Annotated in this window: 12 protein-coding genes and 1 tRNA gene; 4 read left to right on the top strand and 9 right to left on the bottom strand. The window is 73.8% G+C overall.

Annotated features, from left to right (window positions below; all coding sequences use genetic code 11):
• The first annotated feature begins 17 nt into the window (after window positions 1-17).
• Window positions 18-455, top strand: coding sequence for a universal stress protein (locus PUR61_RS33840; protein WP_329883337.1), 438 nt, complete (start codon window positions 18-20; stop codon window positions 453-455).
• Window positions 456-677: 222 nt separating this feature from the next.
• Here PUR61_RS33840 and PUR61_RS33835 read toward each other — a convergent pair.
• From PUR61_RS33835 to PUR61_RS33800, 8 genes are all read right to left on the bottom strand, one after another.
• Window positions 678-751: transfer RNA gene (locus tag PUR61_RS33835), tRNA-Ala, on the bottom strand.
• A gap of 92 nt (window positions 752-843) precedes the next feature.
• The gene (gene sepX / locus PUR61_RS33830) at window positions 844-1917 is read right to left on the bottom strand and encodes a divisome protein SepX/GlpR (RefSeq protein WP_329883336.1); all 1074 of its coding nucleotides are present in this window, start codon (window positions 1915-1917) and stop codon (window positions 844-846) included.
• 151 nt (window positions 1918-2068) lie between these two features.
• Window positions 2069-2695 carry a GNAT family N-acetyltransferase gene (locus PUR61_RS33825; RefSeq protein WP_329883371.1) on the bottom strand — a complete coding sequence of 209 codons (627 nt, stop codon included), beginning with the start codon at window positions 2693-2695 and terminating at the stop codon, window positions 2069-2071.
• Entirely contained in the window at window positions 2692-3195 is a 504-nt protein-coding gene (locus PUR61_RS33820; RefSeq protein ID WP_329883335.1) for a MogA/MoaB family molybdenum cofactor biosynthesis protein, read from the bottom strand. Before PUR61_RS33820 ends, PUR61_RS33825 begins: the two co-directional genes overlap by 4 nt.
• Window positions 3192-3632, bottom strand: a complete 441-nt coding sequence (gene moaC / locus PUR61_RS33815) for a cyclic pyranopterin monophosphate synthase MoaC (RefSeq protein ID WP_443035286.1) — start codon at window positions 3630-3632, stop codon at window positions 3192-3194. Before moaC ends, PUR61_RS33820 begins: the two co-directional genes overlap by 4 nt.
• Window positions 3633-3833: 201 nt before the next feature.
• A complete protein-coding gene (gene glp / locus PUR61_RS33810; RefSeq protein ID WP_329883333.1) occupies window positions 3834-5198 on the bottom strand; it encodes a molybdotransferase-like divisome protein Glp in 1365 nt (454 codons plus the stop codon).
• A 26-nt stretch (window positions 5199-5224) separates the two neighbouring features.
• Window positions 5225-6145 (bottom strand): UTP--glucose-1-phosphate uridylyltransferase GalU, encoded by a 921-nt coding sequence (galU, locus tag PUR61_RS33805; protein WP_329883332.1) that lies wholly within the window; start codon window positions 6143-6145, stop codon window positions 5225-5227.
• A 12-nt stretch (window positions 6146-6157) separates the two neighbouring features.
• The gene (locus PUR61_RS33800; protein WP_329883331.1) at window positions 6158-7246 is read right to left on the bottom strand and encodes a GGDEF domain-containing protein; all 1089 of its coding nucleotides are present in this window, start codon (window positions 7244-7246) and stop codon (window positions 6158-6160) included.
• 107 nt (window positions 7247-7353) lie between these two features.
• On the opposite strand from PUR61_RS33800, the gene PUR61_RS33795 reads away from it, so the two are divergent.
• Window positions 7354-7929, top strand: coding sequence for a 5-formyltetrahydrofolate cyclo-ligase (locus PUR61_RS33795; RefSeq protein WP_329883330.1), 576 nt, complete (start codon window positions 7354-7356; stop codon window positions 7927-7929).
• An 89-nt stretch (window positions 7930-8018) separates the two neighbouring features.
• Here the strand turns inward: PUR61_RS33795 and PUR61_RS33790 are convergent, their stop codons facing one another.
• Complete coding sequence (locus PUR61_RS33790) at window positions 8019-10736, bottom strand: penicillin acylase family protein (RefSeq protein ID WP_329883329.1); 2718 nt, start codon at window positions 10734-10736, stop codon at window positions 8019-8021.
• Between the two features lie 315 nt (window positions 10737-11051).
• On the opposite strand from PUR61_RS33790, the gene PUR61_RS33785 reads away from it, so the two are divergent.
• Together PUR61_RS33785 and PUR61_RS33780 are read left to right on the top strand one after the other, a co-directional pair.
• A complete protein-coding gene (locus PUR61_RS33785) occupies window positions 11052-12539 on the top strand; it encodes a potassium/proton antiporter (RefSeq protein ID WP_329883328.1) in 1488 nt (495 codons plus the stop codon).
• 403 nt (window positions 12540-12942) lie between these two features.
• Window positions 12943-14289, top strand: coding sequence for an MFS transporter (locus PUR61_RS33780; RefSeq protein WP_329883370.1), 1347 nt, complete (start codon window positions 12943-12945; stop codon window positions 14287-14289).
• Window positions 14290-14413 lie beyond the last annotated feature (124 nt).

The following is a 14413-nucleotide window of genomic DNA, read 5'->3' as shown; positions in this document are numbered from 1 at the left end:
CGCCCTACGCTCGGACCATGACCCCGCGACCGGACGGCAGGATCGTGGTCGGCGTGGACGGCTCCCGGCTCTCCCTCGCCGCCGTCCGCTGGGCCGCCCGGCTGGCGGGCTTCACCGGCGGCCCGCTGGAGGCGGTCACCGTCTGGGAGTTCCCCCTGCGGCAGGACGAGCACGGTCTGGTCCCGCCCGCGCTGGACGGGTTCGAGTCCGAGCGCCGCGCCGCCCGGATCCTCGACGAGTCCCTCTCCGCCGCCCTCTCCCCCACCGCCCCGGCCGTCCTGCGCCACCTCAAGGCCGGCCCGCCGGGCCCCGCCCTGACCGCCGCCGCCGAGGGCGCCGCTGTGCTCGTCCTCGGCAGCCGCGGCCGCACCGCCCCGCCCGGCGCCCCGCTCGGCACCACCAGCCACTACTGCCTCCACCACGCGCGCTGCACCGTGGTCGTCGTGAAGGAGTGACCGCCGCCGAGCCGTGCCGCGCGGCGGTCGTCCGCAGCGGTGCGCCGCCTGGCCGGGCACCGGCGTCCCGCCCGGCCCCGGGGTGACCGGTACTCAGCAGGCCGGGTCCGGCGTCACCCTGACCGCACGACCGGGGCCGGTGCCGCCCGCACAACGCGAAATCCCGCCCGGTGGAGTCCACCGGGCGGGATTTCGTGAACCGGTCGGAACCGGTCCGTTGGGTGGAGCTGAGGGGATTCGAACCCCTGACCCCCTCGATGCGAACGAGGTGCGCTACCGGACTGCGCCACAGCCCCAACGAGAAGAAACTCTAGCACCTTTCGGAGGGGGCTCGTGACCACCCCCGGGCGGCGTCCCAGGTCGGGGGTGCCGCGGCACCCCCGACCGGTCACTCGTTGGCCGCGCGGGGCCGGGCCTCCGCGGCGGAGGGCTCGGCGTACTGGTCGAAGAGCGGGGTGTTGCGGGCCTCGGCCGGACGACCGGCGGTCCAGGTGCCGGGCGCCGACAGGTCGAGACCACGGCTGACCCGGGGGGCCACCGGCGCGGTCACGTAGGTCGGCAGCGGGACGGGCACCGGCTCCCAGGAGTCCGGCCCGGCCGCGCCGCGCTCGCGCATGCCGTCGACCCACTCCTCGTGCTCGGTCGCCTCCGCGACGGCCGAGGCCGAACCGGGTACGGCGGTCGCCCGGGCGGCGTCGGCGTCGGTGGCCAGCCGCAGGTGCGGACGGCCGCGTCCGGTCCGCGGCGCGGGCTCCGGCTCGGCCGCCGGGGCCGGGGCCTCGGCGGCGACGCGGGCGGCCTCGGCGCGCTGCTTCTCGCGCTTGCGCAGCCGCTCGGCGGCCTGGGCCGCGCGGACCCGGTCCAGCTTCACGGCGTACCGCTGGCGCTCCAGCCGGCGCAGGTGCCCGATGTAGAGGGTGAGCAGGGCCGCCGGGACCGCGGGGACCCAGAGGAAGGCCAGTCCGGCCACCGCCGCGACCACCGCGCCGACGGCGAAGACCAGGAAGAGGACGGTGACCATCCGGCGACGCCGGGCCAGCAACCGGGCCCGCCGCTCGGGGCCGCCGGCCGTACCTGCGGGCCGTCCCTCGGTGCGCTCCGCCGGGCCGGGCGCCGGCTCGTCCGCCGATCCGCCCCCGGCCGGAGAACCGGTGGAGGGATCGTCGGCGAGGTCGCCGGCGAGGCCACCGGAGGGCTCGTCGGAGGGGTCGCCGACCGCGGCCTCGTCCCGTTCGGGAGGGCCGTCGTCGCTGCTCTGCTCGTCGTCACGCGGTTCGTCGCTCAGGGCCCGGGACGCCCGCCGCTCCAGCGCCGAACGCCCGGCCAGCAGGCGGATGGCGGTGCTGAAGCGTTCCGTCGGGCGCGCCTCGTTGAGCTCGTCCTGCCTGCGGAGCCACATCGGCACCAGATAGGCGGCCCAGGCCCCTACGATGACGGCGTAGATAAGGCCGCTACTGCTCACGTTTCACACCGTACGGGCGCGGGGGAAGGGCCGGTAGCAATTTGGCACGGCGTGTCGTGTGATCAAGCTGATTCTCCGACTAATTTGCCGGCATTTGTGCCCGTCCGTCGCCACGCCGATGCCATATCGATATTTCTTTTCGAACATACATTCAATTTCTGGGCCGACGCACCGAACTGAGGGCCCGCCAGCGGTCCAGCATCCCCTCCGGCACCTCGTCGGCGGTCAGCGCGAACACCAGGTGGTCCCGCCAGTCGCCGTCGATGTGCAGATAGCGCGGCCGCATTCCCTCCGAGCGGAAGCCCAGCTTTTCCACCACCCGCCGGCTCGGGGTGTTCTCCGGCCGGATGCAGACCTCGATCCGGTGCAGGCCGAGGGTGCGGAAGCAGTGGTCCACCGAGAGCGCGACCGCGGCCGGCATGATGCCCCGCCCCGCCACCGCCTCGTCGATCCAGTAGCCGACGTTGGCCGAGCACATCGAGCCCCAGGTGATCCCGCCGACGGTCAGCTGACCGACCAGCCGGCCCTTGTGGAGGACGACGAAGGGCAGCATCCGGCCGGCCGAGGCCTCGCTGCGCAGGTAGCGGACCATCTGCCGGTAGGTCGGGCGACGGCCGGCGCCGTGGGCCGCCGGGCCCGGGGGCACCGTCGCCTCCCAGCGCCGCAGCCAGTCCCGGTTGCGCCGGCTGACCTCCTGCCAGTCGCCCTGGTCGCGGGCCCTGATCGGGCGCAGCGCGACGTCCCCCTCGTGGAGCTCTACCGGCCAGCCGGCGTTCAGTGCGCTCTCCCGGAAGCTGGTGCGTCGGGCCGGGGGTGGTCGCCGCCGCCGAGCTGGTCGACGGCGTGCGCGAGCAGCGGCTCCAGGACGGCCAGGCCGTCCTTGACGCCGCCGGTCGAGCCCGGCAGGTTGACGATCAGGGTACGTCCGGCGAGGCCGGCCAGCCCGCGGGAGAGCGCCGCGGTCGGCACCTTTTCCCGCCCGTGGGCCCGGATCGCCTCGGGGATGCCGGGGATCTCGCGGTCGAGGACGCGGGCCGTCATCTCGGGGGTGAGGTCCGTCGGGGAGATGCCGGTGCCGCCGGTGGTCAGCACCACGTCGTACCCGGCCGCGACGGCCTCGCGCAGGACGGCCTCGACCGGTTCGCCGTCCGGGACGACCCGGGGGCCGTCGACGGTGAAGCCCGCCCCGCGCAGACCGGCGACCAGCAGCGGGCCGCCCTTGTCCTCGTACACGCCGGCCGAGGCGCGGTTGGAGACGGTGACGGCGAGCGCCCTCACGCGGACACCTCGGGGGTGCTCCAGTCGCCGCTCTTGCCGCCGGTCTTGCCGAGCACGCGGACGGACTCGATGGCCGCGCCCTTGTCGACGGCCTTGACCATGTCGATCACGGTCAGCCCGGCCACCGCCACGGCGGTCAGCGCCTCCATCTCGACACCGGTCCGGTCGGTGGTCCGCACGGTGGCGGTGATCTCGACCGCGTCGTCGGCGACGGAGAGTTCCACCGTGACGCCGGAGAGGGCGATCGGGTGGCAGAGCGGGATCAGTTCGGGGGTCTTCTTGGCGCCCATGATCCCGGCGATCCGGGCGACGGCCAGCGCGTCGCCCTTGGGGACGCCCTCGCCGCGGAGCAGGTCGACCACCCGGGGAGCGACCCGGACCCGGCCGGCCGCGACAGCGGTGCGCGCGGTGACGGCCTTCTCGGAGATGTCGACCATCCGGGCCGCGCCCTGTTCGTCGACATGGGTGAGGCGGTCGCCGGGGGGTGAGGTGGTCACGGGTGGCTCCAGGGGGCGCGCAGGTCGAATACCGCGCTACCGTACTCCTCGCCCCGGCCGGGGCGTGGGACGGGCCGCGCCGGTGAGACGGCCCGCCGCGGTGGGATCCGGGCCGGCCCGCGGTACGACCGGCCCCGGGGTTCAGCCGCCGAGCAGGACCACGTCCACCGCGCTGCCGGCCGGCAGTTCGGTGACGTCCTCGGGGACGGTGATCAGGCAGTCCGCCCTCGCCAGCGCGCCGACCAGGTGCGATCCCTCGCCGCCGACCGGCTCCACCACGCCGTCGGCCGCGGAGTACCGGCCGCGCAGGAACTGCCGCCGTCCGGCGGGCGAGCGCAGCGCCACCGGGCAGTGGGCCCGGACGACCGGACGGTTGACGTCGTCGGCGCCGAGCATGGTCCGGATCGCCGGACGGACGAACAGCTCGAAGGAGATGTACGCGCTGACCGGGTTGCCGGGCAGCGCCATCAGCGGCACTCCGGCCCCGGGGCCGATCCGGCCGAAGCCCTGCGGCTTGCCGGGCTGCATCCGCAGCCGTCGGAAGTCCACCCCGCCGTACTCGGCGAAGACCTCCTTGACCACGTCGTACGCGCCGACGCTGACGCCGCCGCTGGTGACGATCAGGTCGGCCCGGCCGAGCTGGTCCTCCAGGACGGCGCGCAGCCGGGCCGCGTCGTCGGGGACGCCGCCGACCCGGTAGGCGATCGCGCCGGCGTCGCGGGCGGCGGCGGTGAGGGTGAAGCTGTTGGAGTCCGCGATCTGCCCGGGGCCGACCGGGTCGCCGGGCTGGACCAGCTCGCTGCCGGTGGACAGCACCACGACCCGCGGGCGGGGGCGGACGGTAACGGTCGGCCGGCCGACCGCGGCGAGCAGGCCGAGCTGGGCGGGGCCGAGCCGGGTACCGGCGGTCAGGACCCGGGTGCCGGCGGCGATGTCGCTGCCGCGGCGGCGGATGTGGGCGCCCTCGGTGACCGGGCGCAGCACCCGGACCTCCTCGCCCTCGACCGGCGCGGCCATCGAGTCGGCGGCGCGGCCGGTTCCGGTGCCGCCGTCGGTCCACTCGACCGGGGCGACGGCCTGGGCGCCGGGCGGCACGGGGGCGCCGGTCATGATCCGGGCGGCCTGGCCGGGGCCGACCTTGGGGAGTGCGTCGGCACCGGCGGCGATGTCGCCGACCACGGCGAGCACCGAGGGGTACTCGGTGGTCGCGCCGGCGGTGTCGGCGGTGCGGACGGCGTAGCCGTCCATCGAGCTGTTGTCGAAGGACGGCAGGTCACCCTCGGCGACCACGTCCTCGGCCAGCCGGCAGCCCTGCGCGTCGAGCAGCTGGAGCTCGATGGCGGGCAGCGGGCCGACGGCGGCCAGGACGTCGGCGAGGTGCTCGTCGACCGTCCAGAGGGCGGCCGGACCGGACGGGCCGGCCGCCGGGCGGGCGCCCGGTGCCGGGTCCGCGGAGCCGTCGCAGCAGGCTGCGGGGGTGGTACCGCTCTCCGTGGACCCGGTCATCGGCGCGCTCGCTCTCGGTCGGTGTGTCAGTCCTGCAGCTCGGTGGCCACGAACTCGCGCAGCCAGCTGCGGAAGCCCGGGCCCAGGTCCTCGCGCTCGGAGGCCAGTCGGACGATAGCGCGCAGGTAGTCGGCGCGGTCGCCGGTGTCGTAGCGGCGGCCCTTGAAGAGCACGCCGTGCACCTGGCCGCCGACCGCGGCGTCGCGGGTGGCGAGCTCGCGCAGGGCGTCGGTGAGCTGGATCTCGCCGCCGCGGCCCGGCGGGGTCTCGCGCAGCACGTCGAAGACGGAGGGGTCGAGGACGTACCGGCCGATGACCGCGTAGTTCGACGGCGCGTCGGCGGTCTCCGGCTTCTCGACCAGGTCGGTCACCTGGAAGACGTCCTCGCCGAAGCCGTTCGGCTTGACGGCGGCGCAGCCGTACAGGTGGATCTGGGAGGGGTCGACCTCCATGAGCGCGACGACCGAGCCGCCGAGCTCCTGCTGGACCTCGATCATGCGGGCCAGCAGCGGGTCGCGCGGGTCGATCAGGTCGTCGCCCAGCAGGACGGCGAACGGCTGGCCGGCGACGTGCTGCTCGGCGACCGAGACGGCGTGGCCGAGGCCCTTCGGGTCGCCCTGGCGGACGTAGTGCATGTTGGCGAGGTCGACGGACTCGCGGACCCGGCGGAGACGGTCCTGGTCGCCCTTGCGGGCGAGCAGCTCCTCCAGCTCGTAGGCGCGGTCGAAGTGGTCCTCCAGCGCGCGCTTGTTACGGCCGGTGACCATCAGTATGTCGGACAGCCCTGCGGCGGCTGCCTCCTCGACGACGTACTGGATCGCCGGCTTGTCGACGACGGGCAGCATCTCCTTCGGAGTGGCCTTGGTGGCCGGCAGGAAGCGGGTGCCCAGTCCTGCCGCGGGGACCACGGCCTTGGTTACCGGGATTCGGGACTTCGACGTCGTCATGCGTTTACCTTACTAAGGCACGTGTTTCGCCTGGCCGGGCGTCGTTGAGCGGTGCTGGGACAGCACGTCGCCAGACCCGGCCGCAATGGCAGGCAAAGGGGACGTGACGGGTGGGGCGAGGGGGTCCCCTCCGGCACAGGGCGACAGACTACCCGGCTTTTCCGAACGGTTACGTTCGGCTGCGAAGACACCGTCCGGACGCGCGGGGAAGGCCGGGGAGGCACCCGGGGAAACGCCTGCGGGGACGGCTCCGGAATGGTCCGCGGAGGTCCTCCGGAAGGCGGTCGGGGCAACGGTCGGGGCGGTCGGCGAGGTGGTCGGGGCGGCAGCGGACGCGGCGGCCGGGGCGGAGTCCGGCGAGGTGGTCGGCGAGCCGGCCGGGGCGGAGGTTCCCCGCCAGCAGTCGCCGCCGGCCCCGCGGGCCACCGCCAGCGCCCGGTCCGCGGCCCGGAGCAGCACGGCCGCGTGGGCGCCGTCCTCGGGCAGGACGGCCAGGCCGACCGCCGCGGTGAGCCCGTTGCCCTCCGGGTGGCGGCCCTCCCTGCTGCCCGAGGACCAGTCCAGCAGCAGGTGGCGGCGGACCGACCAGACCAGCCGGTCGGCCACCTGGGCCGCGCCCTCGGCTCCGGTGTCCGGCAGGACGACCAGGAACTCCTCCCCGCTGTACCGGCCCAGGGTGTCGGAGCGGCGGATCTCCATGCCGAGCCGTTGGGCGAGGTCGCGCAGGACCGTCCCCGCGCGGGCCCGGCCGTGCTCGGCGACCACCGCGTCGAAGCCCGCGATCTCCAGCAGCAGGACCGCCAGCGGCCGGGGCCCGTCCTGCTGTCCGTGCTGCTCGGCCCGGCGGGCCCGCTCGATCTCCCGGTCCAGGGTGAGCTGGAGGTGCCGGTAGTTCCAGACGCCGGTGAGCGGGTCGCACGAGGCGGTGCGTTCCAGCTCGGCGCAGCGGGCCTCCAGTTCGGCGATCCGCTCGCGGAGCCCGGCCTCGCGGTCGGCCGCGCCGGACGCGCCGCGCCGCAGGCGGGCGCCGAGCAGGACGGCACCGGCCAGCGCGGGGGCGCTCAGCACGGCCAGGGCCTGGACCAGCAGCGGGGTGGACATCGGGGCGCCTTCCGCATGTCAGGCTCTGAGCGTCACGGGCCCGGAGCACGGGTCGGAGCGATGGGCGGGGCGGGGATCGGAGCGGTGGAGGAGCGGTGGAGCATCCCATGCACAACGAGAAGGGCGCGCTGAGGACACGGCTGCTGTCCGAACGTCGGGCGCTGGCGGCAGAGGCCCGGGAGCGGGCCGCCACGGCGCTGGCCGGGCACGCCGGGGAACTGGCCGGGCCGGGCGCCACGGTGGCCGCGTACGTCTCGGTGGGCGCCGAGCCGGGCACCCGGCCGCTGCTGGACGCGCTCCGGGCGCGCGGGGCGCGGGTGCTGCTGCCGGTCCTGCTGGCCGACAACGACCTCGACTGGGCGGAGTACGCGGGCCCGCAGGAGCTGGCCCCGGCCGGGCGCGGGCTGCTGGAGCCGGTCGGCGATCGGCTCGGGCCGGAGGCCGTGACCGGGGCGGCACTGGTGCTGCTGCCGGGGCTGGCGGTGGACCGCCGGGGGCTGCGGCTGGGGCGGGGCGGGGGCTCGTACGACCGGGTGCTGACCAGGCTGGAGCGGGCCGGGGTGCGGCCGGTGCTGGCGGTGCTGCTCTACGAGCACGAGCTGCTGGACCGGGTGCCGGCGGAGCCGCACGACCGGCCGGTGGACCTCGCGCTGACCCCGTCGGGGCCCCACCGCTTGGGGTGAGCGGCCACCCGAGGGCGTACGTCGACGGCCCCGCGCCCCCGGAGGTCCGGGGGCGCGGGGCCGTCGTGGCGGAAGCCGGCCGTCGGGCGTCAGCCGTTGGTCAGCGTCAGCTTGTGCTTCGCCGACTTCTCGACCGCGTCCGGCGAGAACGACCAGGTCAGGAGCTTGCCCTTGAGCCAGAGGTCGGTCTGGTCGTTGTAGTTGGGGTGATAGGCGTGGCCCGAGGCACCGCCGACGTTGATCCAGCGGGACGCGTCGAGGTCGCTCAGGTCGATCACCATCCGCATCGACGGGATCCAGTCGACCTGGTACCCGGCGGCCGCGTTCCAGCCGGCCGCGTCGACCGCCGCCGAACCGCCGGAGAGGCGGTACGGGCCGCGGTTGAGCAGCTTGTGGACGGCGCCGGAGGCGATCGAGGAGTCGTCCGAGCCGAGGGTGCGCTCGCGCAGCTCCAGCTTGTGCAGGCGGCCCCAGCTCCAGGTGGAGATGTCCTTGGTGAGCAGCGAGGTGAGCTCCTGGCGGGCGTTCTTCATCGCCTCGCGCAGGAGGTTGTCCAGGCCCTTCTGCTCCTTGTGCTGGGAGTCGATGTACGTCCACCAGCCGCTGTCGGGCTTCTCCAGCTGCTGGCGGACCACCTCGGTCCAGCGGTCGCCGCCGTCCGGCTGGGCCTTGCCCGGGTCACGGGTGCCGCACTCGGTGACGATGTCCGACTTGCTGTCCGGCTTGGTCGGGTCGGCCTGCTGGCGCACCAGCAGGCAGTTGTCCTCGGCCCGCAGGTCGGCCGGGAACTTCTGGCCGAAGGCGAGCGTGAGCAGCTGGCGCCAGACGCCGTTGTAGTAGGCGGCGGCGGCCGAGTCGGCGTCCTGGTGGTAGTTCCAGTCCTTCAGCAGGTCCTGCGCCTCGCGCACGTAGGGGTCGTCGATCTCGACCTTGAGCAGCCTCGGGACCAGTGTCTTCGCGAGGATGCTGGTGTTGTCGAGCTGCATCTCCTGCATGTCGTCCGGCGAGATCTTGCCGTTGTTCTTGAGCCGGGCGTCGATCTGCTCGGTGATCTCCTTGGCCCGGGTGCCGTACTCCCAGTCCTTGGTCAGCATGTACTTGTACGACGGGTCGACCACGGCCTGGTTGGCGGTGACGATGTAGCCGCCGGACGGGTTGAAGCTGTACGGCAGGGCGTTGAACGGGACCGGGTCCTTCTTCCACTGGTAGGAGGAGTCCCAGCCCGGTGCCGGGTTGCGGCCGTCGCCGTTGCCGCGGACCGGGACGTACCCGGGGGCCTGGTAGCCGATGTTCCTGGCGTCGGCGTAGATCAGATTCTGGGCCGGGACGGCGAAGTCCTTGGCGGCCCCCCGGAACTCGTCCCAGTTCTTCGCACGGTCGAGCCCGAAGACGGCGTCCATGGTCTTCCCGGGGATGAGCGCGGCCCACTGCAGGGCGACGCCGTAGCCGGTGGTGCCGCGGTCCGGGGCGGAGGTGCCGTTGGGCGCGTACTTGCCGACGTTCTGCTGCTCGGTGCTGGGGTCGGAGATCAGCGGGGCTCCGGTCCGGGTGGTGCGGACGGTGATGGTCCGGTCGTCACCGCCGGCGACCTTGATGGTCTCCTTGCGGAGCTCGAACTTCTCCTCCTTGCCGTCCACCAGGTAGGTCTCCGGGCCGGTCACCTTCTCCAGGAAGAGGTCGGTGACGTCGGCGCCGAGGTTGGTGAGGCCCCAGGCGATGTCCTTGTTGTGGCCGATCACCACGCCGGGCATGCCCGCGAAGGTGAACCCGGAGACGTCGTACTGGCAGCCGGGCGAGGCGGTCCGGCAGTGCAGGCCCATCTGGTACCAGACCGAGGGCAGGCCGGGGCCGAGGTGCGGGTCGTTGGCCAGCAGCGGCTTGCCGGTGGTGGTGTGGGTCCCGGCGACCACCCAGGAGTTGGAGCCGATGCCCTGGCCGTTGCGGCCGAGCATCTCGGGCAGCGCGTCGATCCGGGTGGTGACGCCCTTGAGCAGCGCCTCGGTGGTCGTCGCGCCCTGCGCGGTGCCGGTGCCCGGGGTGCCGGCCGGGGCGGAGCCGTCGGCGGGGCGGTAGGTGTCGCTGCTGACGGTGCCGGTCTTCACGATCGTGCCGTTGCGGGCGTACGGGTAGTCCGGGTACAGCTCGGCGATCTTCTCCGGGCTGAAGTCCTGGGCGAGCAGCGCGCGGTCGATCTCCTCCTGGAGGTTCCCGGAGAGGTCCCAGGCCATCGCCTTGAGCCAGGCCACCGAGTCGACCGGGGTCCACTGCTCGGGCTCGTAGTCGCCGTTGACGACGCCGAGCAGGGTGTACTCCAGGGAGGCGCGCGACCCGCCCGGGTGCTCGACGAGCCAGGCGTTGACACCGTCCGCGTAGGCCTGGAGGTACTTCTTGGTCTCGGCCGAGAGCTGGGTGTCGAACTCCTTCTGGGCCACCTGGCGCCAGCCCATGGTGCGGATGAAGGAGTCGGTCTCGACCTGGCCGTCGCCGAACATCTCGGACAGTCGGCCCGCGGTGATGTGCCGCCGGACGTCCATCTCCCAGAACCGGTCCTGCGCCTGGACGTAGCCCTGGGCGCGGAAGAGGTCCTCGGAGGTGTCGCCGTAGAGCTGGGGGATGCCGTTGGCGTCCCGCTTGACGTCGACCGGCGCGCTCAGGCCCGCCACCTTGACGCTGCCGTCGACCTCCGGGAAGGACGCGCGGACCGCGGCCACCCCTCGGTAGCCGCCGTAGCCGGCGCCGGCCACCAGCAGCACGACCAGCACGATCACGATCAGACGGGCGCGCCGGAACTTCTTCGAGCGGGGCATCTGGGTCCTTGCGGTCCTCACTGGGGGGCGGGCGGACATGTCAGGAGCACGGGGCCGTGACAGGGCACCACATTAGGCCGACTCGGCTGGCGGGCGTGCACGGGGGACGCTCACGGTGGAATCGGAGGAGGTCAGAACCCGAGGTGACGGGCCGCACAGCCGGGAAACCTAAAGATATGGCAAAATGTTAGACTGCGTAACGATCCGCAAGGGGAGTAATCGGCGCCGGCCGCCCCCGCCCCTGTCGATCGAGCGCTCCCGGCCTCACCGCCACCAGACACCCCGTCCGCCCCTGCCAGCCCGAGGTGCCCCTGCGTGAATGTCGACCACCTGAACCAGCTGCTCCTCGAATTCTCCGTGATCCTGCTGGTCGCGGTGGTCGCCGTGCGCATCTCGACCAAATCCGGGCTGCCCAGCCTGCTGATCTACCTCGGCATCGGCGTGGCACTCGGCCAGAACGGGCTCGGCATCACGTTCAACAACGCCGAGCTCACCCAGGTGCTCGGCTACGCCGCCCTGGTGGTGATCCTCGCCGAGGGCGGCCTCAAGACCAACTGGCGCGAGGTCCGGCCGATGATGCCGGCCGCCACCGTGCTCGCCACCGTCGGCGTCGGCGTCAGCGTCTTCGTCACCGCCGCCGGCGCGCACTGGCTGGTCGGCCTCGACTGGCGGACCTCGCTGCTGCTCGGCGCGATCGTCTCCTCGACCGACGCCGCGGCCGTCTTCTCCGTCCTGCGGATGGTCCCGCTGCCGCACCGGCTGACCGGCCTGCTGGAGGCCGAGTCCGGCTTCAACGACGCGCCCGTCGTGATCCTGGTCGTCGCCTTCGCCACCACCGGGGAACTGGACTCCTGGTACGTCCTGGTCGGCACCATCCTCGCCGAACTCGCGATCGGCCTCGCGGTCGGCCTGGCGGTCGGCAAGGTCGGCGCCTACGGGATCAAGCACGTCGCCCTGCCGTCCTCCGGGCTCTACCCGATCGCCGTCATGGCGCTCACCGTGCTCGCCTACGCCGGCGGCGCGATGCTGCACGGTTCCGGCTTCCTCGCCGTCTACGTCAGCGCCGTCATCCTGGGCAACGCCAAGCTGCCGCACGGACCCGCCGTCCGCGGCTTCGCCGACGGCCTGGCCTGGATCGGGCAGATCGGGATGTTCGTGCTGCTCGGCCTGCTCTGCACCCCCGAGACGATGGGCTCGGCCGTGGTGCCGGCGCTGGTGATCGGCGCGGTGCTGGTCTTCGTGGCCCGGCCGCTCTCGGTGGTGACCACCCTCACGCCGTTCCGGCTGCCGGTCCGTGAACAGGCCCTGCTGAGCTGGGCCGGCCTGCGCGGGGCGGTGCCGATCGTGCTCGCCACCATCCCCCTGGTCGCCGGCGCGCCGATGGCCCAGGAGGTCTTCAACATCGTCTTCATCCTGGTCGTGGTCTTCACCCTGCTCCAGGGGCCGACCCTGCCCTGGGTCGCCAAGTGGCTGCGGATCGGCGAGGGCTCGATGGGCCAGGACCTCGGCATCGAGTCGGCGCCGCTGGAGAAGCTGCACGGCCACCTGCTGTCGGTGGCGCTGACGCCGAACTCCCGGATGTCCGGCGTGGAGATCGGCGAACTGCGGCTGCCGGCCGGCGCGGCGGTGACCCTGGTCGTCCGCGAGGGCAACAGCTTCGTGCCGGACAAGGACACGGTGCTGCGCGGCGGGGACGAGCTGCTGGTGGTGACCACCGACGAGGTGAGCGAGGCGGCGGAGCGGCGACTGCGGGCCGTGGACCGTGGCGGCAAGCTCGCCGGGTGGCTGTACGGGCGGGAGTGAGCCCCCGGGCTCATGAGCGCCGGGCGCCGGGGGCCGGGAGCCGGGGCGGGTGGCTCCGCCCGGTGACGCCGGCCCGACCGACGCCGTGGGGTGTTCGGCCGGCGTTCACCTTCGATCGACAGGACAGTTTTGGACGAGCCCTGTATTGTGGAGGTAAGCGCGCCATCTACGCGCGTATAGCTACTCGGAATGACACACCCAGCATCTGCCTGATGCAGAGTTGGCGCGACCGTTCGGCGGCCGCGGTCCGGCCCTCGGCGACCCCGCGGCCGGCCCGGTATCTACCCCGGTCGACGCGCGAGAGGACGACTCTCGGCGCCGTCGGGGCTTTTTCATACCCTGCCGCGCTACCAGGCAGTAGGAAGGACCGACCGTGACGGCCCGCCGAACGGTCGACGACACCATGCCCGGGCACGACCTGCCCGCCGCGCCCGGGGACCGCGCCGACGCCGCCCCCACCCGGGTCGGGTACGGCGCGCTGCTGCGCACCCCCGGCGTGTGGACGTTCCTCGTCCCCGCCTTCGCCGCCCGGCTCCCCTACGCGATGCTCAGCCTCGGCATCCTGCTGCTGATCCGCGACACCCACGGCTCCTACGGCACCGCCGGCACCGCCGCCGCCGTCTCGGCCGTCGCCCAGGCCCTGGTCGGGCCGCAGACCGGCCGGCTGGCCGACCGCCTCGGCCAGGCCGCCGTCCTGGTGCCGACCGTCGTGGTGCACGCCGTCTCGGTCGGTGCGCTGATCGCCCTGGCACTCGGCCACGCGCCGGTCTGGAGCCTCTTCCTCGCCGCCGCGGCGGCCGGCGCCTCCGTGCCGCAGATCGGCGCGATGGTCCGGGCCCGCTGGGTGGCCAGGCTGTCGGCGGAGGGCACGCCCCCGGCCAAGCTGAACACCGCCTTCGCCTTCGAGTCCGTGACCGACGAGTTCACCTTCGTGATCGGCCCGGTGCTGGCCTCCGCCATCGCCACCACGGTCAACCCGGCCTCCGGACTGATCGTCGAGGCCACGCTGACCGTCGTCGGCGGGCTCGCCTTCGCCGCCCAGCGACGCACCGCGCCCGCGCTGCACCCGGCCGTTCCGGGCGCCCGCCGGGTCTCCGCCCTCGCCTCCCCCGGCGTCCGGCTGCTGGCCGGCGCGTTCCTGGGCGTCGGCACCGTCTTCGGCGCGATGCAGGTCTCCGTCGCCGCGTTCACCGAGTCGGCCGGACAGCCCGGGGCCAGCGGCACCGTGTACGGGATCTTCGCCGGTGGGTCGATGCTGGCCGGCGTGCTGTACGGCATGATCGCCTGGCGGCACGCCGCCCGGCACCGGATGCTCGCGAGCTACGCCCTCCTGGTCATCGGCTGCTCGACGCTCTGGGCGATGCCCAACCTGGTCTCGCTGGCCGTCGCCGGCCTGTTCTGCGGTCTCGCCATCGCACCGACCCTGATCACCGGCTACACGCTGGTCGAGACGCTGGTCGAGGACGGCGCCAAGACCGAGGCGTTCACCTGGCTGACCGGCGCCATCGGGCTGGGCCTGGCGGTCGGGTCCATGGTCGCCGGGCAGCTGGTCGACGGGAGCGGCCCGTCGGCCGGGTTCCTGGTGCCGGTGGCCGGCGCCGGGCTGGGCCTGGCCGCGCTGGTCTCCCTGCGGGGGCTGCTGGTCGCGCCGGGGACCGGGAGCGCGGCAACCGCCGACGCGGGCGCCGCACCCGGTCCGGGCACGGGCGCGGGCGCCGCTCCGCAGCTGGTGGGCGCCGCCAAGGGCTGATCACCGGGCGGCGCGGGACGGCGTCCCGCCGACGGGCCGGACTCATCTCACACCCGAGTCGCTGGACTGATCCAGCGGAATGCCGCATCATTGACCATCGTTAGCACTCATCAGGCGAGAGTGC

Source organism: Streptomyces sp. BE20 (genome assembly GCF_036322525.1).
Classification (GTDB): Bacteria; Actinomycetota; Actinomycetes; order Streptomycetales; family Streptomycetaceae; genus Kitasatospora.
The sequence above is the reverse complement of the archived record's forward strand: the minus strand, read 5'-3'. Positions and strand labels throughout refer to the sequence as shown.